Consider the following 21,260-nt stretch of genomic DNA (forward strand, 5'->3'; position numbering starts at 1 on the left):
CGGCACGTGGGCGGTCAGTCCGCGTCCACGGCCGGGAAGGCGGCGGAGGTGGAGGAGTCGGCGGGCGAACCCGTGTCGTCGCCCGGTCCGGTGCCGTCCTCCTCCCGTCGGCCGCTCCGATGCACTCGGTGGAAGTCCCGGCCCCAGCGACGCCTGACCTCGACCCGGCCCGTCTCGTACTGCCAGCGGTAGATCTGGTCGGCGAGGTCGCCGTAGTCCAGTGGAATGCGGGCGCCGCGCAGCAGCAGCACCATCTCGCGCAGCCGGCGGCCCAGCGTCTCCAGATCGGACGACGTCCCGATCCGTACGAACCGCTTGCGCAGGGCGGCACTCACGTCCTCGACCGGGGTGTACCCGGTGCTCTCCGGCGCCTCCTCGTCTCCGGTCCGCTGCGCGGGGAGGCCGGGTCCCGAGGACTTCGCCTCGGCCAGTCGCCGTACGGACCGACCCAGCGACCAGCCCGGGACGTGCATCGGCTCGTCCCGCAACGACTGCTGGTGCAACGCCCAGAGCGTCACGGCGAGATGGACCGCGCGGTCCTCACGGTCCTCGCGCGCCTCCTGCTGCCGCTGTCCTCCCGCCACCAGGTGACGCGTGGGGTCCTCGCCCTCCGCGCTCCTGCGCTCCCGGAGCTCGGTGAGCGCTTCCACATGGTCGAGCCCCCAGTTGGTGGGCGAGGCGTGGACGTCCCGGCCGACCTCGCGTCGCAACCGTGCCACGGCGGCCACGGCCGCCGGGCTGTCCTTGCGGTAGCCGCCCTGAAGACGGCTCACCGTGCGCCCGGTGGCCGTCCGGACGAGGGAGGGCGTGTGCTGCTCGCGGTGTCCCGCGGGACGGTCGGCACCGGCGGTTCCCGTGGTCGTGGTCATGATGTGCTCCGCGTGAGGTCGTGGCTGTCGGCTTCCGTGCTCGCAGGAAGCGGACGCGCGGGGCCCGGCCCCTGGGGCGGACCCAGCACCTTGTCGAGCCGGATGAGGAAGAGCTGCTCGGCGCGGCCGGCGTCCATCAGCCGCGTACCGCCGCCGGGAACGGTGATCAGGCGGCCTTCGTCCGCGGCCGGACCGCTGTCGTCGAGCACCTGTCGGCCGAGTCCGAGCAGATGGCGGCGCACCGCGGTCCGCCATGCGCGTCGTGCCGTCTCCAGGTCGGGGAAGGACAGCAGACCCTTCAGCCAGGCCCGGTACGGTCCGTCCAAGGTGCCGAAGCCAAGGTCACGGGCGGCGGTGACGGGCGTCGCGGGGTCCGTACCGGCGGCACGGGCCAGATCACCGGCGAGCCCGCCGAGAGCTTTGACGGCGTCCTCCGCGTCGCGGACGGCGTCGACCGCCGCCGCGCCGAAGACCGGGTTCGTCTCGTGCAGGGTGATCACGGGCAGGACCACGGAGTCGTCCACGATCTCGTCCACCACCGACTGCTGGGTGCCGTACGCCGCACCCACGAGACGCAGCCGTACCAGCGTTCCCGGGGGGATCTCGGCGGCGGTGATCACGTGCGTGAACCAACGGGCGATGCCGGAGGACAGTTCGCGCTCGGGCTCCCCCCGTTTCCCTCCGCCTGGGGCCGGTCCACGGGCCGGGAGCAGAGCGGCAAGCCCCCGCCAGGCCGCTCTGTCCGGGTGGTGCCGGAGCGGCGTGTAGACGGGGACGCGGCCCTGCTTCTTCTCCTGCGTCTCACTACGCCGCCAACCGGACATCGGCTCGGTGTTCCAGGGAGCGCTCATCGTGAGCGGGTCGCCGTACCCGAGGACTACGCCCGTCACGGCGCCGTTCTCCGCGTGCAGCCGAATCCGGCGCGACTGCCACGTGTACAGATCCCGGAGCCCCTGCGGGCGGGCGGCGCCGCCGCTGCCCTCGCGCGGTCCGGCGCCGGGGGCAGCCGCGCGGCGCCATACCGGCATGTCCTGGCCGGTCGAGCCGTCCGCGCCCCAGCCTTCCACCTCTTGCAGGGCGATCAGGTTGAGCAGCAGGGTCTCGCGGAGTGTGGCGCCCTCGGCGAACACCCCGCCGAGACTGCCCAGCGAACCCACCCCCAAGGGGTAGACCTTTCCCGCCTTGCCCCGGTCGTCGCCCAGCAGGGCCGGTTTGATCCCGGAGGTGTCGAAGGCGTGTGCGTGCACCAGCCACCGGGCGGCCTCCGCGTACGACAGACAGTCGACGCCGGGACGGCGCATCGAGAACAGGGGCTCGCCCACAGGGACGTCCGCGACGATCCGGCTCAGCGGCGCGATCTCGTTCTTCGCGGTCCTCAGGCCGGCGACCTGGTAGAACGGCCGGTCCGTGGCGAACAGATCGAAACGGTCCCGGTGCGCCGCGAGGTATTCGGGAACGGCGGCAAAGGGGTCGGCCGACAGCCACAGATCCTCCCACTCCTCCACCTCCGCCGGGCCGTCCAGAGCGTCGTACAGGATCGCGAGGAGCAGCCGTAAGATCGCGATCTCCTGGGTGGGCACATCTCCCACCAGTCCCCGCAGGGAGTCGGCCTGCTCGAAGAGCCCGAGCATGGAGACGACATCGGTCGTCCCGTCCCCGCGCTGCACCGGGAGCCACGGCTCGGTGACCAGATCGAACGAGATCGGCCCCGACGTCGCCATGGTCCTCCGGCTCACCACCTCGACCACCTCGGCCGATCGCTCACCATGCTCATCCTGGCTGCCCGCTTCCCCCGCTTGTTCCTCACCGGAACCGCCCGCCGCTCGTTCCTCGCCGCTCCGTGCGATCGCGGGCGCGTCAGCAGACGTGACCCGCAGTCCGTCGGTGCGGCTGTAGGCGAGTACGAAGCCTGCCAGATGGGTCTGACAATCCGGGTCCAGAACGATAATCAGCTCACCAGCCAGCCAAGGACACTCCTTTACCTGCCAGGCAGGGACCAGAAATTGCTCAAGTTCGGCAATGGTTCGGTCGATCATCCAGCGCTTGCTGAAACGGCCCGGCAGCGTGAGAGCACTCGCCGCCACCGCCTCGCAGGCCCGGCGACCGGGCACGAAGTCGACCGGCAGATCCAGACCACCCCGCGGGCCGTCCGGGCCGTCGTCGAGCCATGGCACGGTCGTCAGACGACCGTCGGCCTGCCGCTGGACGACCAGAACCTCCAGCGTCTCCTCACTGTCGCGTACCTGAGCGCGCCCCGCGGGGCTGTCGTCCACATCCCCCGCCGCCGCCTCCAGCCACCCGTACACGGGCCGCCCGGCGCGCCGAGCAGGGCCGAGCAGAAAGGTCTCGGCCTTGTGCCGCTTCTCGTCCAGTAACCGGTCATGCTCGGTACGAGCAGCAGCGAGCCGCTCCGCCCACGCGGCCGGACCGACCGCCCCGTCCCCGTAAACCGCCTGGACCAATGGGCTGATGGAGCCGGGCAGGCCCAGCGCCCGGCCGTCGAGGTACGGACCGAGCGCGCCCAGCGAACGCAGCAGGGTGTACTCACTGCGATAGACCGCACGAGTGCCGTCACCAGGCTGCGGCGGATCCGCCCCCCAGTCCACTCCGGTGACGAGGCAGCGCGCCTGTGCCAGGTGAGCTGGTCGGATCCGAGTGTGCCGGTGCAGGCGGCCCATCCGTTGCAACAGCAGGTCGATCGGGGCCAGATCTGTGATCAGCAGGTCGAAGTCGATGTCGAGCGACTGTTCAGCCACCTGGCTGGCGACCACGACATGCCGGTGGGGCCGTTGCCGGCCGTCCGGTCCGAAGCGCCGTACCAGGTCCGCGTCCAGGGCCGCACGGTCGGCGGCGAGGAAGCGGGAGTGCGCCACGGTGATCGCGTCCTCGCCCAGCCGTGCGCGCAGCACGTCCGCGGCTTCCAGCACCCGGTCCACCGTATTGCGTACGACCAACGCGCAGCCGCCCTGGGCGAGTTCGCGCTCAAGCCGGTCGGCCAGCACGGCCAGGTCGTCGTCCGACCGCTCCAGGGCCACCGCGACGTGTCTGCCGGAAGCGGCGGGAGGGCAGGCGATACGGACCGGGTGTCCAGGGGCCGTGGCGGTGATCAGGGGATAGCCGTCACTGCTCGCCGCGGAGCTCCCGTCAGGGGAGCCGAAGCCCGAGGAACCGGAGTACGCGGCCACCAGCGCGCGCCTGCGGTCGGCCGGCAACGTCGCCGACAGCAGGACGACCGGAACTCGGTACGCCGCCAGCCACTCCAGTACCCGGTCCAGATACCGCCCCATGTACGCGTCGTACGCGTGCACCTCGTCGATCACGACGACCTTGCCTGCCACCGCCAGGTGCCGCAGGGCCAGGTGCCGGCTTTTCAGCCCGGCGAACAGGACTTGGTCGATGGTCCCTACGGCGAAGGAGGCCAGCAGCTGCTTCTTGCGCCCCCGCAGCCACTGATGAGCGTGGAATCCGGCCTCCCTGGCCGGCCGGACAGCGCTCTTCTCTCCTCTTTCTTCCTCGCAGCCGTCGAGTTCGACAGCTACGATGTTTCGCCGCCCTTGGCGCAGTAGTCCCGCCCATACGTGGTTGAGAGCGGCTTTGGCGTGAGCGAGTACGACGGAACGCCGGCCGTCTTCGCCTTCTTCCCCCTCGGGCAGGTGCTTCAGCCAGTCCAGGACCCGCGGGAACATGGCGTCCCCTGTCGCCCGAGTGGGCAGCGCCACGAGCACTCCACCGGCGCCCGATCGGGCCGCGAGGACCTCTGCCGCGGCCAGTGCCGCCTCGGTCTTGCCCTCGCCCATGGGTGCCTCGATCACCAGCATGCCCGGCGCGGGCATGCTGCGGGCCATCCGCACGGCCTCGGCCTGGACCGGCCTGATGACCGCGTTCTCCAGGCCGGGGAACCGGCTTCGGAGCAACTCCTCGGCGGTTCCTCCCGGTTCACGGGGGGCCCAAGGGCGGGGCAGATCGAGCCCGGCCCAGGCCGCGGTGAGCCGGCGCCGCTCGCCCTGGGGGCCAAGGGGCTGCCAGGTTTCGGGATCGTAGGGGAACAGCTCGGCCGAACTCGCGATCCAGTCCGAGAGGATCACGACGGCCGTCAAGGCGATCTGTGCCGGCTGGGGCAGCCTGACCCCGGTCCACTCCGGAAGCCGGTCCGCCGCCCCCGCCGAAGCGGCGCACAGGTCCATCAACTCGAACTGCACCCCGCGCCAGACCGCTTCGCTCGGTCCGTGGTGCCGCATCAGATGAGGACGCAGTTGCAGATCGTGGATGCGCGGGTGATCGGGGTACGTGCCGTGGTGGCCGCCCACGACGACCGCGAACTGCCCGGACACCCGGCTGCGGAGCCCGTACCGCTCGGCCATCCACTCCTGCACCAGCAACTGGCTGGCCAGCCCGTGCGGCGCGATCCGCCGGTCCTGCCCGAACTCGCGGTCGCTCGGCATGTCGAGTCCCTCGTCACGCATCCGCCCGGCCAGGGCCTCGACCTGACATGCGAAGGCCGGGGTCGCCTTGCCCACGTCGTGCACACCGGCGAGAAACACAACGAGCTTCCGGGCATCCGCGTCCCCTGCGGGCAACGCGTCGGCCACCAACTCCTTGACGGACCGCGGAACCCACTGCTCCCACAGCCGCCCCGCGACAGCCGCGCTGTCGGCCATGTGTCGCCACAGGGGGAGCCAACCACCGGCTCTCTGGTCGTGCTTGGCCCAGGCAGATCGGGTGGGGGCGGACAACTGGCCGGTGGCGAAGACGACTTCTACGCCGGGCGGCCCGGATTCCGCGTCGGTCATACTCTCCCTTCCTGTGTGAAACGGCGGAACCGCCCGCAGAGCTCAAGTTTCGTGGCTGGTGTGCGGCAAGCTGGGCAAATGGCAAGCGCGTCTGCGTACGACGGCACCTCTGACCTGCGGTGCGTATGGCATGCGTGCCCGGCGGCCGTCGAATGCGGTCGAGGCTGGTGAGCTGATGTTCTCTTCCGTACCCACTGGGAAGGCGAGGGCGTTCCTGTCTCGACGTATTGGGCCCAAGGTGAACCGGGCTCAAGGCTGCCGACGCGCACGCACCAGTCCGGCCTGTTCACAGCCACGTTGTGACCCAACAGCACTACGCTACATGGCAGTTGGGAGAGTGTGCGGTCGTTCCCCGAAACTGAAAACCAGCGCCGGAACTCAAGTCGGCTCGGTATCGTTGTGTGTGACACGCTGGCCCGACCGCCTCCTGCGAACGCACGAGCGAGCCATCCATGCGTCGAGCGAGAAGCCACGGGCGGCGGGCGCCCCCCTCCGCAGGGTGTGACGACCATGGAGCCGGCTAGGGCTTAGGGCTGAGGCTCCGGTATCGGGAACAACCCCATGGAATGCGGGGACGAGCTGCGGGTCGGTGGGGGATCGCCCCGGTGGACGCGGAGGCCACTCGCCGCCATCGAGCGTCCAGTGCCGTCGGCCGGGATCACCCCCGCAGGCGCGGGGCCCACGTTCACGTCGCCGCGCTGGCGGGGCGGGGGCAGGGACCACCCCGCAGGCGCGGGGACCACACCAGGCGGGCCGCGGCGGCGAGGAACGCCGTGGGACTACCCCCGCAGGCGCGGGGACCACGCTTCGATCGGGTCCAGTCCGAGCCGCTGCTCGGGACTACCCCCGCAGGCGCGGAGACCATACGTCGTCTCGGTCACGTCGCCTCCTGGTGGCAGGGACTACCCCCGCAGGCGCGGGGACCACATGAGCTTCTGTGCGGCCGTGCCCGTGATGCCGGGACTACCCCCGCAGGCGCGGGGACCACCTGGCGCGACGACGGAGGCCGCCCGATGAGCAGGGACTACCCCCGCAGGCGCGGGGGCCACAGGACCGGTATGGCTCCGGCTGGGCCCCGCTTGGGACTACCCCCGCAGGCGCGGGGACCACCCTTTCCCAGGAGACGGCCCCTGACCAGGTGGGGGACTACCCCCGCAGGCGCGGGGACCACTGGCTCATCGAGGTCAGCGACGCCGCCCGGGAGGGACTACCCCCGCAGGCGCGGGGACCACGCGGGCCGAGAGGACCACATGTTCGCATCGCTGGGACTACCCCCGCAGGCGCGGGGACCACCAGTGCCCGGAGACCCGGGGGCCGGTGATCCTGGGACTACCCCCGCAGGCGCGGGGACCACAGTTCTTGAGCTGGGGGTTTGGTGGGGTGGGGAGGTGGGATTCCTTACTTCTCGGGAAGGGGACATTTCGGTTCTTCCGGCTGGTCGTGCGGTGTTGCGTCGATGCTGGGCATGCTTGGTGCGGGAGGCGGAGGTTGTGCTCAACAATCCTATGAATACGTCCCGTTGGCGGAATTCGCCTCCCGAACGGTATCGGCAAGTGTTCCGTAACGGAGTTCCTGGCCCGGCTGTCAGTCCCGTTCACCCGTGGGTCGTAGCAGCAGTGCGTTGGGCGCCTGTACAGCCATGCCGAGCGCTGACGCAGTCGAATTCGGTCGAGCGGCATCACGTGCCGGACCGCCTTGGCGCACGGTCGGCGCAGTCGGGCTCTCGGCGGTTGGACAAGACCTCGACAAAGAGGAAGGCCGCTGTGCGAGTCCGGCTCGGGGAGAGGTGGCTGGAGCGTGCCGCGTGAACCGCGGGCTGAGGTCCCGGCCCCCGCATCCGCCCAGGGAGTACTGCTTCCGCCACCCGGACCCAGGAACCCCGACACCGAACGACGCCCCGCACCCGGTACCGGGACCGGGTATGGGGCGTCGTGCTCGCCGGACCGCCGGAGGCTACGGCAGGGCCAGCATCCGTTCCAGCGCCAGCTTCGCGAACGCCTCGGTCTCGTCGTCGACCTGGATGTGGTTGACCAGGGTGCCCTCGGCGAGGGATTCCAGGGTCCAGACCAGGTGGGGGAGGTCGATGCGGTTCATGGTGGAGCAGAAGCAGACCGTGCGGTCGAGGAAGACGATCTCCTTGCCCTCGGGGGCGAAGCGGTTGGCGAGGCGGCGGACCAGGTTCAGTTCCGTGCCGATCGCCCACTTCGAGCCGGCGGGGGCCGCCTCCAGGGCCTTGATGATGTACTCGGTCGAGCCGACGTGGTCCGCCGCGGCCACGACCTCGTGCCTGCACTCCGGGTGGACCAGGACGTTCACCCCGGGGATGCGGGCGCGCACATCGTTGACCGAGTCCAGGCTGAAGCGGCCGTGGACCGAGCAGTGGCCGCGCCACAGGATCATCTTCGCGGCGCGCAGCTCGTCCGCCGTCAGGCCGCCGTTCGGCTTGTGCGGGTTGTAGACGACGCAGTCCTCCAGGGACATCCCCATGTCCCGCACGGCGGTGTTGCGGCCGAGGTGCTGGTCGGGCAGGAAGAGCACCTTCTCGCCCTGCTCGAACGCCCAGTCGAGCGCCCGCTTGGCGTTGGAGGAGGTGCAGATGGTGCCGCCGTGCTTGCCGGTGAACGCCTTGATATCGGCCGAGGAGTTCATGTACGACACCGGCACGACCTGCTCGGATATCCCGGCCTCGGTCAGCACGTCCCAGCACTCCGCGACCTGCTCGGCCGTCGCCATGTCGGCCATGGAGCAGCCGGCCGCGAGGTCCGGCAGGACGACCTTCTGGTCGGCGGAGGTGAGGATGTCCGCGGACTCGGCCATGAAGTGCACACCGCAGAAGACGATGTACTCGGCCTCCGGACGCGCGGCCGCGTCCCGGGCCAGCTTGAAGGAGTCGCCCGTGACGTCGGCGAACTGGATCACCTCGTCACGCTGGTAATGGTGACCGAGCACGAACACCTTGTCGCCGAGCTTCTCCTTGGCGGCGCGGGCGCGCTCGACCAGGGCGGGGTCGGACGGCGACGGCAGATCGCCGGGGCACTCGACGCCGCGCTCGCTCCTCGGGTCGGCCTCGCGGCCGAGCAGCAACAGGGCGAGCGGAGTCGGCTGGACGTCGAGCTCCGGGGTCTGGGCGGTGGTCACGGCACGCACCCTTTCTATTTCTCGTCTATCTGACGCTATCTATCATAAACGCTTCACGTCAGTTTGACGATGGCCATCGTGTCCATGTGACGTGAATCCCGGTCCGGCCGACCCGGATCCCTCCATGGGCCGCTGTGCGCCTTCGCCCGGGTATGCGAGCATGAAGGGGCAGTAGGCAAAATCGCGACCACGTGACGCCCGGCCCGGAATGAATCCGCGGAAGCGCCGGTTGCACTCGTCGGCAAGCAGTCTCCGTACAACCCGGGAGAGATGTAGATGTCCGTATCGGACGAGACCACTACCGTCAGCGACGGCATCATCCTGACCGACGCCGCCGCGGCCAAGGTCAAGGCCCTGCTCGACCAGGAAGGCCGTGACGACCTCGCGCTGCGCGTCGCCGTCCAGCCCGGCGGCTGCTCGGGCCTGCGGTACCAGCTGTTCTTCGACGAGCGCGCCCTCGACGGCGACGTGGAGAAGGACTTCGGCGGCGTCAAGGTCGTCACCGACCGCATGAGCGCCCCGTACCTGGGCGGCGCCACCGTCGACTTCGTGGACACGATCGAGAAGCAGGGCTTCACGATCGACAACCCGAACGCGACCGGCTCCTGCGCCTGCGGTGACTCCTTCAGCTGAGCCATCGCGCTCAAGCCGATGAAGCCGGTACGACAGAGGCGGCGGCCCCCACCAGCGGGGCTCGCCGCCTCTGTCGTACCCGCGCGCTCCGTCGTGCCCGCTGCGGACCGGGCTCCGTCAGGGAGCGGTCACCGGGTGCGGGTCGCCGAGGTACGGGAACCGGTCCAGGGTGTCGGTGTGCGGGGACAGACCGGTGGGCGGCGCCTCGTTCTTGGTGAGGAAGGCGACGCGGATGTCGATGACGTCCTCCGTGAACGTCCGGCCGTTCGGGTACACGGCGGGCCTGGACGGGTCGAAGTGCAGCACGTCGGGCAGGATGCCGTGCTCGTCGAGCGCGGCGATCGCCTCCTCGCGCGAGTAACCGCCGGTGTGGCCCAGCAGATGGACGAACTGGTCCGTCCATCTGGCCCGGTCGCCCGCCGGCTCGCTCGCGTTGTACTCCTCCTTCGTGTCGTCGGTGTTGAAGAAGCTGCTGATCGACGGGTGGCCGGCCCGGTCCGCGTGGACGAGTTCGCCGTCGCGCAGGACGCTGCACCGGCCCCAGATGTGCAGTTCGGACTGGGCGGCAAGCTCCGCGGTCGGCAGTTCGATCGCCATGGAGAACACGTTGGCCGTGGCGTTGGAATCGACCCCGGTCCAGGGGGACTCGCCGCCCAGGTGCGGCGCGGTGAAGTTCCGCTTGCCGCTGGTGTCGAACAGGTTCTTGATTCCGTCGAAGTCGAAGAAGAAGGCGTCGCTGCGGCTGCCGGCGGCCACCTGGTACTCGCCGAAGGTGACCACATTGGCCTGCGGGCCGAAGGAGACGGCGGCGTCCGAGACGATCTTCGTGCCGACCGCCTCGGGCCTGCGGGCCTCCGCGCCGGTCGCCATGAAGACGCTGTAGGTCTGCGAGCCGTCGGCCGCCGGCGGCCCGAAGACCCAGCTGATGGCGCGGTCGGTGAGGAAGTCGCCGTCGTTGTCGATGTTCAGGCGGTACACGGCGTCGGGATGCATGGCATCCGCGCGGGGATTGGCGTTGAGGATGAGCACGGTCCTGCTCGGATCGGCGGGCGCCGTGAAGGCGTAGAGGTCGCACAGATCCAGGCGCTGGTCGCCGAGTGGTGGTCCAAGACTGAGGCCGGTGAAGTGGTTGGACATGCCGGGCCCTTCCGTTGCTCGCCCGTCGGAAAACCGCTGAAATGTCACGCTAGCCGTCACATCGGTCCGGTCGGCGAGGGTGAAGGTACGACCGTCGGACAACCGCTCGAACGGATCACCGGCAGCCGGGAACTCACGGCAGCCGGGACCGCACAGGGGGCGGGCCCTCATGAGAGGGCCACGGCCATGAGAGGGCTTACGGCCGCAGCGCCCCCGGCTTCGCCTGCGGGATCCGCGCGCCGTCCGCGCCGACCACCGTCCGGCCGTCCACCGGCGCCTTCAGCCGTACGGTCCGCGTGAACTCCTTGGCGATCATCGGGCAGATCTTGCCCTCCTGCCGGCGCTCGGTGACCGTGACCGTCACCCGGGTGGCGCTCTCCCGGGCCGCCGCCGTGTAGTCGGCGCACAGGCCGCCGTAGAAGCTCACGGTGAGGCTCCGGTCGTCGGCCGTATAGCCGGTGATCCTGACCGAGCCGCGGGGGGCGGCCGTCGGCGGTACCGAGCCGCCGGGGCCCGTCGTCGGTGACGTGGAGGGTGCCGGGGAGGCAAGGTAGCGGGGGTCGATCGCCGGGTACGACACCGTCCCCGAGCCCCGCGTCTCGAACAGCCAGGACGGCACCAGGGTCTGCCGGCCGCCGACCGAGTGCGCGGCCAGCCCGAACACCGCCTTGTCCACGGTGACCGTCCCGGAGGACGCCGGGGACGCCTGCCCGCACGGCCCCTCCAGACGCGTCGCGAACCGCGCCGGGCCCGCACAGCCCCCGGGGCCCATCCGGTGGTCGCCCCTCGGCGCCGCGTTCATCAGCGCGAGGGTCTTCTCCGCGTCCAGGACGGGGTACGTCGCCCCCTTCACCGGCGTCGACAGCAGCCCGCGCCCGCCGACCACCTCACCCTGCCGGCTGATCGTCAGCCCGGTCGCCCAGCCGCTCGTGGGCAGGCCGCCCACCACCGGGTCGGCGGTCACCACCCGCTGCTTGCCCATGATCTGGCCGGCATCGGTCCGCGCGCCCTCCAGACCGGCCGCCCGCAGCACGGGCGCCGCCGCCTTCCCGGCCGTCGCCGCGCTCACCGGCGCCCCGGTCGGACCCACCGGGCCGGGCGCGCACAGGGGGCCCTTGCCGCAGTCGTCGGTACCCGGCGCGTACCGGCTGAAGGTCCAGCTGCCCGGCGCGTCCCGGTTCACCTGGAGCGTAGGCCCCGAACCGTCCTTGCCGCCGATCCGCCAGCCGTACCCCTCGGCCACCGGCGTCCCGCTCACCCCGAGCGCCTTCGCCAGCCGGACCACCTGGTCCTCGCGGACCGCCGCCCCCGCTCCGTACACCGCCGCCGCGCCGGGGCCCTTCGGCAGCGCGCCCTGCGCCACGTAATGGGCGCCGTAGGGGTCCGACCCGTCGTCCAGGGCGAGCGGCGGGGGAGTGGTGGACTCCGCCGCGGTGGGGGCCGTACGACCGCCCGGGCCGTCGCTCGCCGCGACGTACGCGCCACCGCCGCCGGCCAGCAGGACGGCGGCCAGGGCGGAGAGGACGACGGCACGCGAGCGCCGCCTGGACCGCCCCGCCTCCCGCGCGTCCGGCACCTCGGGGGCGTCCCCCGTGTTCTCAGGCAGCTCCGTGTTCACCGCATCGCTCCTCGCCGGTCCGTCCGTTTCCCGCGTGCCCCGCGTGAGGGGACGACCATGGGACGAGGGAGGCGGGCGGGAGGTTCCCCGGGCTACGCCGTACGGGTGAGCCGGATCAGTCGCCGTACTCGGACATGCCCTCCAGCAGCCGCACGGAGCGCTTCGACACGGAGACCCTGTGGATGCGGGACGGCGGCACCGGGCGGGACGCGGCGCGCGCGGGCGCCGGCCAGCGCTGGGCCATCCGGGCGCAGTCGCCGCGCAGGGTGCCGAGGCCGCCCTCCAGATCGCCGGGGGCGGGGGAGACGGGAGTGCCGGACGCGGCGGACGAGGAGCCCTTGAGGTTCGTCATGAGGGAACCGTAGGCATGGTCGAGCCCGCGAAGAAAGATCTACTATCGGGTAGTTTCGTCAACTACAGCGCCGATCCCTGACCGGGTAGCGTGAACTGTCATCGCGGCCCTCCCGTCTCCCACCGCCGCCCTTCCAACGAGCGCTATCGCGCGCACCTTCTTATTCCGCAGGAGATCCCCGTCGTGCGCATCGCAGTCACCGGCTCCATCGCCACCGACCACCTCATGACCTTCCCCGGCCGGTTCGCCGACCAGCTCGTCGCGGACCAGCTGCACACGGTTTCGCTCTCCTTCCTCGTCGACAACCTCGACGTGCGCCGCGGCGGTGTCGCCGCGAACATCGCGTTCGGCATGGGCCAGCTCGGCACCCGGCCGATCCTGGCCGGCGCGGCCGGCTTCGACTTCGACGAGTACCGGGCCTGGCTCGACCGGCACGGCGTCGACACCGAGTCGGTCCGCATCTCCGACACCCTGCACACCGCGCGCTTCGTGTGCACCACCGACGCCGACCACAACCAGATCGGCTCCTTCTACACGGGCGCGATGAGCGAGGCCCGGCTGATCGAGCTGAAGACGGTCGCCGACCGGGTGGGCGGCCTCGACCTGGTGCTGATCGGCGCCGACGACCCCGAGGCGATGCTCCGCCACACGGAGGAGTGCCGGTCCCGCTCGATCCCGTTCGCCGCGGACTTCTCGCAGCAGATCGCCCGCATGGGGGGCGAGGAGATCCGGATCCTGCTGGAGGGTGCCACGTACCTCTTCTCGAACGAGTACGAGAAGGGCCTCATCCAGACCAAGACCGGCCTCACCGACGAGGAGATCCTCGCCAAGGTCGGCCACCGGGTGACCACCCTCGGCTCCCGGGGCGTGCGCATCGAGCAGGCCGGCGCGGACCCGATCGAGGTCGGCTGCGCGGAGGAGGAGCGCAAGGCCGACCCCACGGGTGTCGGCGACGCCTTCCGCGCGGGCTTCCTGTCCGGCCTCGCCTGGGGCGTCTCGCTGGAGCGGGCGGCGCAGGTGGGCTGCATGCTCGCGACGCTGGTCATCGAGACCGTGGGCACGCAGGAGTACCAGCTGCGCCGCGGCCACTTCATGGAGCGGTTCGTGAAGGCGTACGGCGACGAGGCGGGCGAGGAGGTCCGTCAGTACCTGCGCTGACGGATCCGTCGGCCACGCGCCCGACCCAGGACCGTCGTTGTCGGGCGCGGGGCCGGGCGGGCCGGCCGCGCGGTTCCCCGCCCGCCTCCGGGGGGCCCTCAGCCGAGCCGGCGGACCAGGTACGCCGTTCCCTTCTCCGCCGGTTCCTCGCCCACGTACTCCTGTCCCCGCATCTCGCACCAGGCCGGGATGTCCAGGCGGGCCGCCTCGTCGTCCGACAGGACGCGGACGGTGCCGCCCACGGGGACGCCGGGGAACGCCTTGGCCAGTTCGATGACCGGGACGGGGCAGCGCTTGCCGAGGGCGTCCACGACCAGGGGGGCCGGCCCGGCCGCCGCGCCGACGGCGGCCGCGGGGGCGCCCAGCCTGTCCCGTACGCCGGCGACGGCCCCCGGCAGCACGGCCAGGAAGCGTTCCACGTCCTCCTGCGCCGTGCCCGGCGGCAGCGACACCCGGACATTGCCCTCGCTGAGCACACCCATGGCCTTCAGGACATGGCTCGGCGTCAGGGTGCTGCTGGTGCAGGAGGAGCCGGAGGAGACGGCGAAGCCCTCGCGGTCCAGCTCGTGCAGCAAGGTCTCCCCGTCGACATAGAGACAGGAGAAGGTGACGATCCCCGGCAGCCGCCGCTCCGGGTCGCCCACCACCTCCACATCGGGCACCAGCCGGGGTACCCGCGTCCGGATCCGCTCCGTCAGCTCCCGCAGCCGTACCGACTCCCGCGCCGCCTCGGCCCGTACCGCGCGCAGCGACGCGACCGCCGCCACCACGGCCGGGATGTTCTCGAACCCCGGCGCGCGCCCCGACTCCCGTTCGTCCGCCGGGCCTTGGGCGGCGAACCGTACCCCCTTGCGCACGACGAGCAGCCCGACCCCCGAGGGGCCGCCCCACTTGTGGGCGCTCGCCGCGAGCAGCGACCAGCCGCCCCCGACCGGCCCCCACCCCAGCGACTGCGCCGCGTCCACCAGCAGCGGCACCCCGGCCGCCCGGCAGGCCTCGGCCACCTCGGCCACCGGCTGGACGGTGCCCACCTCGTGGTTGGCCGACTGGAGCACGGCGAGCGCGGTGTCGCAGCGCAGGGCCGCCGCGTAGTCCGAGGGGGCCACGGCGCCCGTCCGCAGCACCGGCACCTGGGTCACCGAGCCGCCCTCCGCCTCGAACACCTCCGCCGAATGGAGGACAGAGGAGTGTTCGACCGCTGACACGATCAGGTGGCGTCCCACCCGCCGCCTTCCGGCCAACGCCCCCGCGACACCCGTATGTACGGCCCGTGTCCCCGAGGGCGTGAAGACCAGCTCGTCCGCCCGGCACCCCACCGCCTCGGCCGCCGCCTCCCGCGCCGCGTCCAGCAGCATCCGCGCCTTGCGCCCCTCCCGGTACAACCGCGCGGGATCGGCCCAACCGTCGTCCAGGGAAGCCAACAGCGCCTGACGGGCGACAGGGTGAAGGGGAGCGGCGGAAGCCGCGTCGAAGTAAGCCACGCTTCCACGTTAAAGCGCAGGTCGCGTCGGCCGGACCAGGGGCGCGGGGCGGTGCCCGCCGACGGCTCCGCCGCGGGGCGCGACCAGCCCGAAGCACACCCGCCCCCGCTCCCCAAACCCCCACAACCCGAGCTATTGGGCGCCCATCCACACCCCAACTGAGTGAGGCGCGACGCGTATGCCCCCCTCCCCGCGAACCCCCGGAGGGCGTCGGCTAGGGTTTGGTCCGCATAAACATCCAAACCCCTGCCCGACGCAGGGCGGCGACCGACCAGCGAGAAGGCCGCAGCCGACCGCGCGGGCGAGACTCTCGGGAAGGCGCTACGTGAGTCCCAACGGCTCCGACCGCTCGCCGCGGCGCCCGATGCGGCGGAAGCTGCTGCAGGCACTGACCGCGGGCCTGGTCCTGGCGACCGCAACCGGTTGCACATACAAGGACTTCCCCCGCCTTGGCATGCCCACCCCGACCACGGAAGAGGCTCCGCGGATCCTCTCCCTGTGGCAGGGCTCCTGGGCTGCCGCGCTCGCCGTCGGCGTGCTGGTGTGGGGCCTGATCCTGTGGAGCGCCATGTTCCACCGGCGCAGCCGCACCAAGGTCGAGGTACCTCCGCAGACCCGGTACAACATGCCGATCGAGGCCCTGTACACGGTGGTCCCGATCATCATCATCTCGGTGCTGTTCTACTTCACGGCCCGGGACGAGACGAAGCTCCTGAGCCTCGACAAGAAGCCCGATGTCACGGTCAACGTGGTCGGCTTCCAGTGGAGCTGGGGCTTCAACTACATCGAGAACGTCCCCGGTGTCTCGGGTGACGCGAAGACGGACACCAACCTGTCCGCGATCCCCGACCGGTTCAAGGCCGCCTTCCCGGCGAACGCCGGCGGCGTCTACGACGTCGGCACCCCGGGCACGCGCAACCCGCAGACCGGCAACCCTGGTCCGACGCTCTGGCTCCCCAAGGGCAAGACGGTCCGCTTCGTCCTGACCTCGCGTGACGTCATCCACTCCTTCTGGGTGGTGCCGTTCCTCATGAAGCAGGACGTCATCCCGGGCCACACCAATGCCTTCCAGGTGACCCCCAACAAGGAGGGCACCTTCCTCGGCAAGTGCGCCGAGCTCTGCGGCGTCGACCACTCCCGGATGCTGTTCAACGTGAAGGTCGTCTCCCCGGCGGCGTACGAGCAGCACCTCAAGGACCTCGCCAAGAAGGGGCAGACCGGTTACATTCCCGCCGGCATCGCGCAGACGAGCCACGAGAAGAACCGGGAGACGAACAACCTGTGAGCATCCTCAACGAACCCCAGGGTGCCGCGGCCGCTGAAGGCTCGTACGTGGACGAGCTGCCGGTTCGGCGCAAGCAGCCCGGCAATTCCGTGGTGAAGTGGCTGACGACCACCGACCACAAGACGATCGGGACGATGTACCTCGTCACGTCGTTCGCGTTCTTCCTGATCGGCGGCGTCATGGCGCTGCTCATGCGTGCCGAGCTGGCCCGTCCGGGCCTGCAGATCATGACGAACGAGCAGTTCAACCAGGCGTTCACGATGCACGGCACGATCATGCTGCTGATGTTCGCGACGCCGCTGTTCGCGGGCTTCGCGAACTGGATCATGCCGCTCCAGATCGGCGCGCCCGACGTGGCGTTCCCGCGGCTGAACATGTTCGCCTACTGGCTGTACCTGTTCGGCTCGATGATCGCGGTGGGTGGCTTCCTCACCCCCGAGGGCGCGGCCGACTTCGGCTGGTTCGCCTACTCCCCGCTGTCGGACGCGGTCCGCTCGCCGGGCGCCGGCGCCGACATGTGGATCATGGGTCTGGCCATGTCCGGCTTCGGCACCATCCTCGGCTCGGTCAACTTCATCACCACGATCATCTGCATGCGCGCGCCCGGCATGACGATGTTCCGTATGCCGATCTTCGTGTGGAACGTGCTGCTGACCGGTGTGCTGGTCCTGCTGGCCTTCCCGGTGCTCGCCGCCGCGCTGTTCGCCCTGGAGGCGGACCGTAAATTCGGTGCGCATGTCTTCGACGCGGCAAATGGCGGCGCGTTGCTGTGGCAACACCTCTTCTGGTTCTTCGGACACCCAGAGGTGTACATCATCGCCCTGCCGTTCTTCGGCATCATCTCCGAGGTCATCCCGGTCTTCTCCCGCAAGCCGATGTTCGGCTACATGGGCCTGATCGCGGCGACGATCTCCATCGCGGGTCTGTCCGTGACGGTGTGGGCGCACCACATGTACGTCACCGGCGGTGTGCTGCTGCCGTTCTTCTCCTTCATGACCTTCCTGATCGCGGTGCCGACCGGTGTGAAGTTCTTCAACTGGATCGGCACCATGTGGAAGGGCTCGCTGTCCTTCGAGACGCCGATGCTCTGGGCGACCGGCTTCCTGATCACCTTCACGTTCGGTGGTCTGACCGGTGTCATCCTGGCCGCGCCGCCGATGGACTTCCACGTCTCGGACTCGTACTTCGTGGTGGCCCACTTCCACTACGTGGTCTTCGGTACGGTCGTGTTCGCGATGTTCTCCGGCTTCCACTTCTGGTGGCCGAAGTTCACCGGCAAGATGCTGGACGAGCGCCTCGGCAAGATCACGTTCTGGACGCTGTTCATCGGCTTCCACACGACCTTCCTCGTCCAGCACTGGCTGGGCGCCGAGGGCATGCCGCGCCGGTACGCCGACTACCTGGCGGCCGACGGCTTCACCGCGCTGAACACGGTCTCCACCATCGGTTCGTTCGTGCTCGGCCTGTCGATCCTGCCGTTCCTCTACAACGTCTGGAAGACGGCCAAGTACGGCAAGCCGGTCGGCGTGGACGACCCGTGGGGCTACGGCCGCTCGCTGGAGTGGGCGACCTCCTGCCCGCCGCCGCGGCACAACTTCACCACCCTGCCGCGGATCCGCAGCGAATCCCCGGCGTTCGACCTGCACCACCCCGAGATCGCCGCGCTCGAGCAGCTCGAGTACGCCGGTCACGCGCCTGCCGTCGCGGACAGCAAGGAGGCCGGCAAGTGAAGATCCAGGGCCGGATGTTCATCTGGCTGAGCTTCTTCATCCTGATCATGGCCGTCGTGTACGGCGTGTGGTCGAAGGAGCCGGCCGGCACCACGGCGCTCTTCCTGGCCTTCGGCCTGTCGATCATGATCGGCTTCTACCTGGGCTTCACCGCCCGCCGGGTGGACGCCGGTGCGCAGGACGACAAGGAGGCCGATGTCGCGGACGACGCGGGCGAGCTGGGCTTCTTCAGCCCGCACAGCTGGCAGCCGCTCATGCTGGGCTTCGGCGGTGCGATCGCCTTCCTCAGCATCGCGGTCGGCTGGTGGCTGATCTACTTCTCGGCGCCGTTCATCGTGATCGGTCTGTTCGGCTGGGTGTTCGAGTACTACCACGGTGAGAACCGCACCCAGTAAGACTCCGAGCACCACCCCGGGAGCCCGGATCCTCCGTCAGGAGGGTCCGGGCTCCCGGCTTTTCCGCGTCCGAACCGGTGTCCTTCGGATGCCGGAATGTCGTTCCCTCGTATGGGTTACGTACCGCGCCAGTAGGCTCTCCATCTCATAGCGTGATCGTATGAATCACATTCCGCGGACCCGTACCGTCGTCAGCTGTGTCGTGCTGGTGACCGCCCTGGGCGCGGGCATCACCGCCTGCGGTTCGGAGGGCGACCCCCTGTCCGCCACGCCGTACGACGCAGCGGGCCTGATCTCCTTCAACGCCCCCACCGGGGCGGGCAAACGGGCCGACCCGGACAAGCCCCTGGAGGTCAGCGTCAAGGACGAGGGCCGCATCACCGACGTGACCGCCCAGGACTCCACAGGACGCTTTGTGGCGGGCGAACTCAGCGCCGACGGCAGTCGGTGGCACAGCACCTCCCCGCTGGCCGCGAACGCCCATTACAAGGTCACGGTGAGCACCGAGGACGACGACGGGGCACCCGGCCGCAAGGTCCTCAGCTTCGACACCACCCAGCCGGCCGCCAAGAAGCAGCTGGGCGTCGCCTTCGGGCCGAAGGCGGGCGAGTACGGAGTCGGGCAGATCATCACCGCCCAACTCAGCGAGGACGTCGCCGACAAGGCGCAGCGGGCCGTCGTGGAGCGCGCCCTGCGGGTGGACTCCGTGCCCGCCGTGCCCGGCTCCTGGTACTGGGTGAGCGGCAAGGAGCTCCACTACCGGCCCAAGGAGTACTGGCCCGCCCACGCCACGATCCTGGTGCACAGCAACCTGGACGGCGTGAAGATCGGCGACCGGCTCTGGGGCGGCAAGACGCAGCCGGTGAAGCTCACCACGGGCGACCGCGTCGAGGCCGTCACGGACGCCTCCGCGCACGAGATGACGGTGTTCAAGGACGGCGCCGTGATCAACAGCATCCCGGTCACCACGGGCAAGCCCGGCTTCGAGACCCGCAACGGCGTCAAGGTGGTCCTGGAGAAGCAGTACTTCGTACGCATGCGCGGCACCACCGTCGGTATCGCCGAGGGCAGCCGGGACAACTACGACCTGCCGGTGTACTACGCCACCCGGGTCACCTGGTCCGGCGAATACGTGCACGCGGCGCCCTGGTCGGTGGGCTCACAGGGCTACGCCAACGTCAGCCACGGCTGCACCGGCATGAGTACGGCCAACGCGCGGTGGTTCTTCGACACCGTCCACGAGGGTGACATCGTCCGGGTCGTCAACTCCAACGGCCGTCCGATGGAACCGTTCGGCAACGGCTTCGGCGACTGGAACGTCACCTGGAAGAAGTGGCGCGACGGCTCCGCCTTGACGGGCACCCAGACCGGCGGCCAGTCCTCCCCGGACACGGTCCGGCTCCAGCCAGCGGCCGTGTGAGCAGCGCCTCGAAAGGGCGCGGGACCGTGCCGGCGCACGGCCCGCGCCCTCTCGCGCTAGGCGCTCACAAGCCGCTGCCGGCGCAGCAGGGCGGCCAGCGAGGCGGCGAACTCCACCGGGTCCACCGGCAGGGTCACCGCGGCGTCCGCACGGCTCCACGTGGCCAGCCAGGCGTCCTGGGGGCGGCCGATGAGCAGCAGCACGGGCGGGCACCGGAACACCTCGTCCTTGATCTGCCGGCACACCCCCATGCCGCCCATCGGGACGGCCTCGCCGTCGAGCACGCAGAGATCGATGCCCCCGCGGTCCAGCTCGCGCAGCACCGCCGCGGGCGTGGCGCACTCCACGAACTCCACTGGGGGCACGTCCGGGGCGGGACGCCGCCCGGTGGCCAGCCGTACTTGCTCGCGGGTGTTGGAGTCGTCGCTGTAGACCAGCACGGTGGCGGTCGGCTGCATTGTTCCTCCGGGTCGACGTCGGCGTCGTACGGACAGGACGGACGGGGCCGTTCGGGCGGATGTTACTCCCATGAACACCACGTCAACACCGGTTCGGAGGGCAGCAACACTCCGAACGGCACCCCCCGGAGTGAGGGCGAGATAAGCGACCGACATAATGTCGGTCGTGGCGACAGCAACGACAGTAGAAACCGGGCACGCGCACCCGTCGGTCAACCGGCCGAACCTCACCAGCGTCGGAACCATCATCTGGCTGAGTTCCGAGCTGATGTTCTTCGCGGCCCTCTTCGCGATGTACTTCACCCTCCGGTCGGTGACCGGACCGGCTCACTGGAAGCACATGGCTTCAAGCCTCAATGTGCCTTTCTCCGCGACGAACACCACGATCCTGGTGCTCTCGTCGCTCACCTGTCAGCTCGGCGTGTTCGCGGCCGAGCGGGGCGATGTGAAGAAGCTCCGTGGCTGGTTCATCCTCACCTTCATCATGGGTGCGATCTTCATCGGCGGTCAGATCTACGAGTACACGAGCCTGGTGAAGGAGGACGGCCTCTCGCTCTCCTCCGACCCGTACGGCTCGGTGTTCTACCTGACCACCGGCTTCCACGGCCTGCATGTGACGGGCGGTCTCATCGCCTTCCTGCTGGTCCTCGGCCGCACCTACATGGCCAAGAGGTTCACCCACGAGCAGGCGACGGCCGCCATCGTCGTGTCCTACTACTGGCACTTCGTCGATGTCGTCTGGATCGGCCTCTTCGCCACGATCTATTTGATCAAGTAGCCGGGACCGCTCCCGCTA

At 70.2% G+C, this 21,260-nt stretch carries 15 protein-coding genes and 1 CRISPR repeat array; of the genes, 7 read left to right on the top strand and 8 right to left on the bottom strand.

Going from position 1 to position 21,260, the window contains the following annotated elements:
- Nucleotides 1–14 precede the first annotated feature (14 nt).
- The 3 genes from casB to nadA all read right to left on the bottom strand — a co-directional run bounded on the left by casB (nt 15) and on the right by nadA (nt 8,797).
- Nucleotides 15–869, bottom strand: a complete 855-nt coding sequence (casB, locus tag QHG49_RS25350; RefSeq protein ID WP_301491470.1) for a type I-E CRISPR-associated protein Cse2/CasB — start codon at nt 867–869, stop codon at nt 15–17.
- Nucleotides 866–5,659 (bottom strand): type I-E CRISPR-associated protein Cse1/CasA, encoded by a 4,794-nt coding sequence (gene casA / locus QHG49_RS25355; RefSeq protein ID WP_301491472.1) that lies wholly within the window; start codon nt 5,657–5,659, stop codon nt 866–868. Before casA ends, casB begins: the two co-directional genes overlap by 4 nt.
- Nucleotides 5,660–6,252: 593 nt before the next feature.
- Nucleotides 6,253–7,013: direct repeats of the CRISPR family, unit length 29 nt; unit sequence GGGACTACCCCCGCAGGCGCGGGGACCAC.
- A gap of 599 nt (nt 7,014–7,612) precedes the next feature.
- Complete coding sequence (gene nadA / locus QHG49_RS25360; RefSeq protein WP_159700716.1) at nt 7,613–8,797, bottom strand: quinolinate synthase NadA; 1,185 nt, start codon at nt 8,795–8,797, stop codon at nt 7,613–7,615.
- A 276-nt stretch (nt 8,798–9,073) separates the two neighbouring features.
- On the opposite strand from nadA, the gene QHG49_RS25365 reads away from it, so the two are divergent.
- Nucleotides 9,074–9,430 carry an iron-sulfur cluster assembly accessory protein gene (locus QHG49_RS25365; RefSeq protein ID WP_037652949.1) on the top strand — a complete coding sequence of 119 codons (357 nt, stop codon included), beginning with the start codon at nt 9,074–9,076 and terminating at the stop codon, nt 9,428–9,430.
- Between the two features lie 117 nt (nt 9,431–9,547).
- Here the strand turns inward: QHG49_RS25365 and QHG49_RS25370 are convergent, their stop codons facing one another.
- From QHG49_RS25370 to QHG49_RS25380, 3 genes are all read right to left on the bottom strand, one after another.
- Nucleotides 9,548–10,567, bottom strand: a complete 1,020-nt coding sequence (locus QHG49_RS25370) for a DUF4331 family protein (protein WP_301491480.1) — start codon at nt 10,565–10,567, stop codon at nt 9,548–9,550.
- A gap of 196 nt (nt 10,568–10,763) precedes the next feature.
- Entirely contained in the window at nt 10,764–12,185 is a 1,422-nt protein-coding gene (locus tag QHG49_RS25375) for a hypothetical protein (protein ID WP_301491481.1), read from the bottom strand.
- Between the two features lie 115 nt (nt 12,186–12,300).
- Nucleotides 12,301–12,537, bottom strand: coding sequence for a hypothetical protein (locus tag QHG49_RS25380; protein WP_159700707.1), 237 nt, complete (start codon nt 12,535–12,537; stop codon nt 12,301–12,303).
- Nucleotides 12,538–12,720: 183 nt separating this feature from the next.
- Here QHG49_RS25380 and QHG49_RS25385 point away from each other — a divergent pair, with 183 nt between their 5' ends.
- Nucleotides 12,721–13,695: a carbohydrate kinase family protein gene (locus QHG49_RS25385; RefSeq protein WP_145484957.1), complete on the top strand. Its 975-nt coding sequence runs from the start codon at nt 12,721–12,723 to the stop codon at nt 13,693–13,695.
- Between the two features lie 98 nt (nt 13,696–13,793).
- On the opposite strand, the gene QHG49_RS25390 is transcribed toward QHG49_RS25385, so the two are convergent.
- The gene (locus tag QHG49_RS25390) at nt 13,794–15,176 is read right to left on the bottom strand and encodes a cysteine desulfurase/sulfurtransferase TusA family protein (protein WP_301491484.1); all 1,383 of its coding nucleotides are present in this window, start codon (nt 15,174–15,176) and stop codon (nt 13,794–13,796) included.
- A gap of 325 nt (nt 15,177–15,501) precedes the next feature.
- Here QHG49_RS25390 and coxB point away from each other — a divergent pair, with 325 nt between their 5' ends.
- From coxB to QHG49_RS25410, 4 genes are all read left to right on the top strand, one after another.
- Complete coding sequence (gene coxB / locus QHG49_RS25395; RefSeq protein ID WP_037652958.1) at nt 15,502–16,461, top strand: cytochrome c oxidase subunit II; 960 nt, start codon at nt 15,502–15,504, stop codon at nt 16,459–16,461.
- Nucleotides 16,458–18,191, top strand: a complete 1,734-nt coding sequence (ctaD, locus tag QHG49_RS25400) for a cytochrome c oxidase subunit I (RefSeq protein WP_145484955.1) — start codon at nt 16,458–16,460, stop codon at nt 18,189–18,191. The genes coxB and ctaD overlap by 4 nt, the downstream gene beginning before the upstream one ends.
- Nucleotides 18,188–18,586, top strand: coding sequence for a cytochrome c oxidase subunit 4 (locus QHG49_RS25405; RefSeq protein ID WP_046421283.1), 399 nt, complete (start codon nt 18,188–18,190; stop codon nt 18,584–18,586). Before ctaD ends, QHG49_RS25405 begins: the two co-directional genes overlap by 4 nt.
- Nucleotides 18,587–18,746: 160 nt before the next feature.
- A complete protein-coding gene (locus tag QHG49_RS25410; RefSeq protein ID WP_159700703.1) occupies nt 18,747–20,006 on the top strand; it encodes an Ig-like domain-containing protein in 1,260 nt (419 codons plus the stop codon).
- 56 nt (nt 20,007–20,062) lie between these two features.
- Here the strand turns inward: QHG49_RS25410 and QHG49_RS25415 are convergent, their stop codons facing one another.
- Nucleotides 20,063–20,464: a response regulator transcription factor gene (locus QHG49_RS25415; protein ID WP_145484953.1), complete on the bottom strand. Its 402-nt coding sequence runs from the start codon at nt 20,462–20,464 to the stop codon at nt 20,063–20,065.
- 157 nt (nt 20,465–20,621) lie between these two features.
- Here QHG49_RS25415 and QHG49_RS25420 point away from each other — a divergent pair, with 157 nt between their 5' ends.
- Complete coding sequence (locus QHG49_RS25420) at nt 20,622–21,242, top strand: heme-copper oxidase subunit III (RefSeq protein WP_111582346.1); 621 nt, start codon at nt 20,622–20,624, stop codon at nt 21,240–21,242.
- Nucleotides 21,243–21,260: the final 18 nt, after the last annotated feature.

Source organism: Streptomyces sp. WP-1, from assembly GCF_030450125.1.
Lineage (GTDB): Bacteria > Actinomycetota > Actinomycetes > Streptomycetales > Streptomycetaceae > Streptomyces > Streptomyces incarnatus.

Coding starts and splice junctions, on each gene's coding strand:
- QHG49_RS25370 (WP_301491480.1), bottom strand. CDS start 10,567: ATGTCCAACCACTTCACCGGCCTCAGTCTTGGACCACCACTCGGCGAC.
- QHG49_RS25415 (WP_145484953.1), bottom strand. CDS start 20,464: ATGCAGCCGACCGCCACCGTGCTGGTCTACAGCGACGACTCCAACACC.
- QHG49_RS25380 (WP_159700707.1), bottom strand. CDS start 12,537: ATGACGAACCTCAAGGGCTCCTCGTCCGCCGCGTCCGGCACTCCCGTC.
- QHG49_RS25410 (WP_159700703.1), top strand. CDS start 18,747: ATGAATCACATTCCGCGGACCCGTACCGTCGTCAGCTGTGTCGTGCTG.
- QHG49_RS25420 (WP_111582346.1), top strand. CDS start 20,622: ATGTCGGTCGTGGCGACAGCAACGACAGTAGAAACCGGGCACGCGCAC.
- casA (WP_301491472.1), bottom strand. CDS start 5,659: ATGACCGACGCGGAATCCGGGCCGCCCGGCGTAGAAGTCGTCTTCGCC.
- casB (WP_301491470.1), bottom strand. CDS start 869: ATGACCACGACCACGGGAACCGCCGGTGCCGACCGTCCCGCGGGACAC.
- QHG49_RS25365 (WP_037652949.1), top strand. CDS start 9,074: ATGTCCGTATCGGACGAGACCACTACCGTCAGCGACGGCATCATCCTG.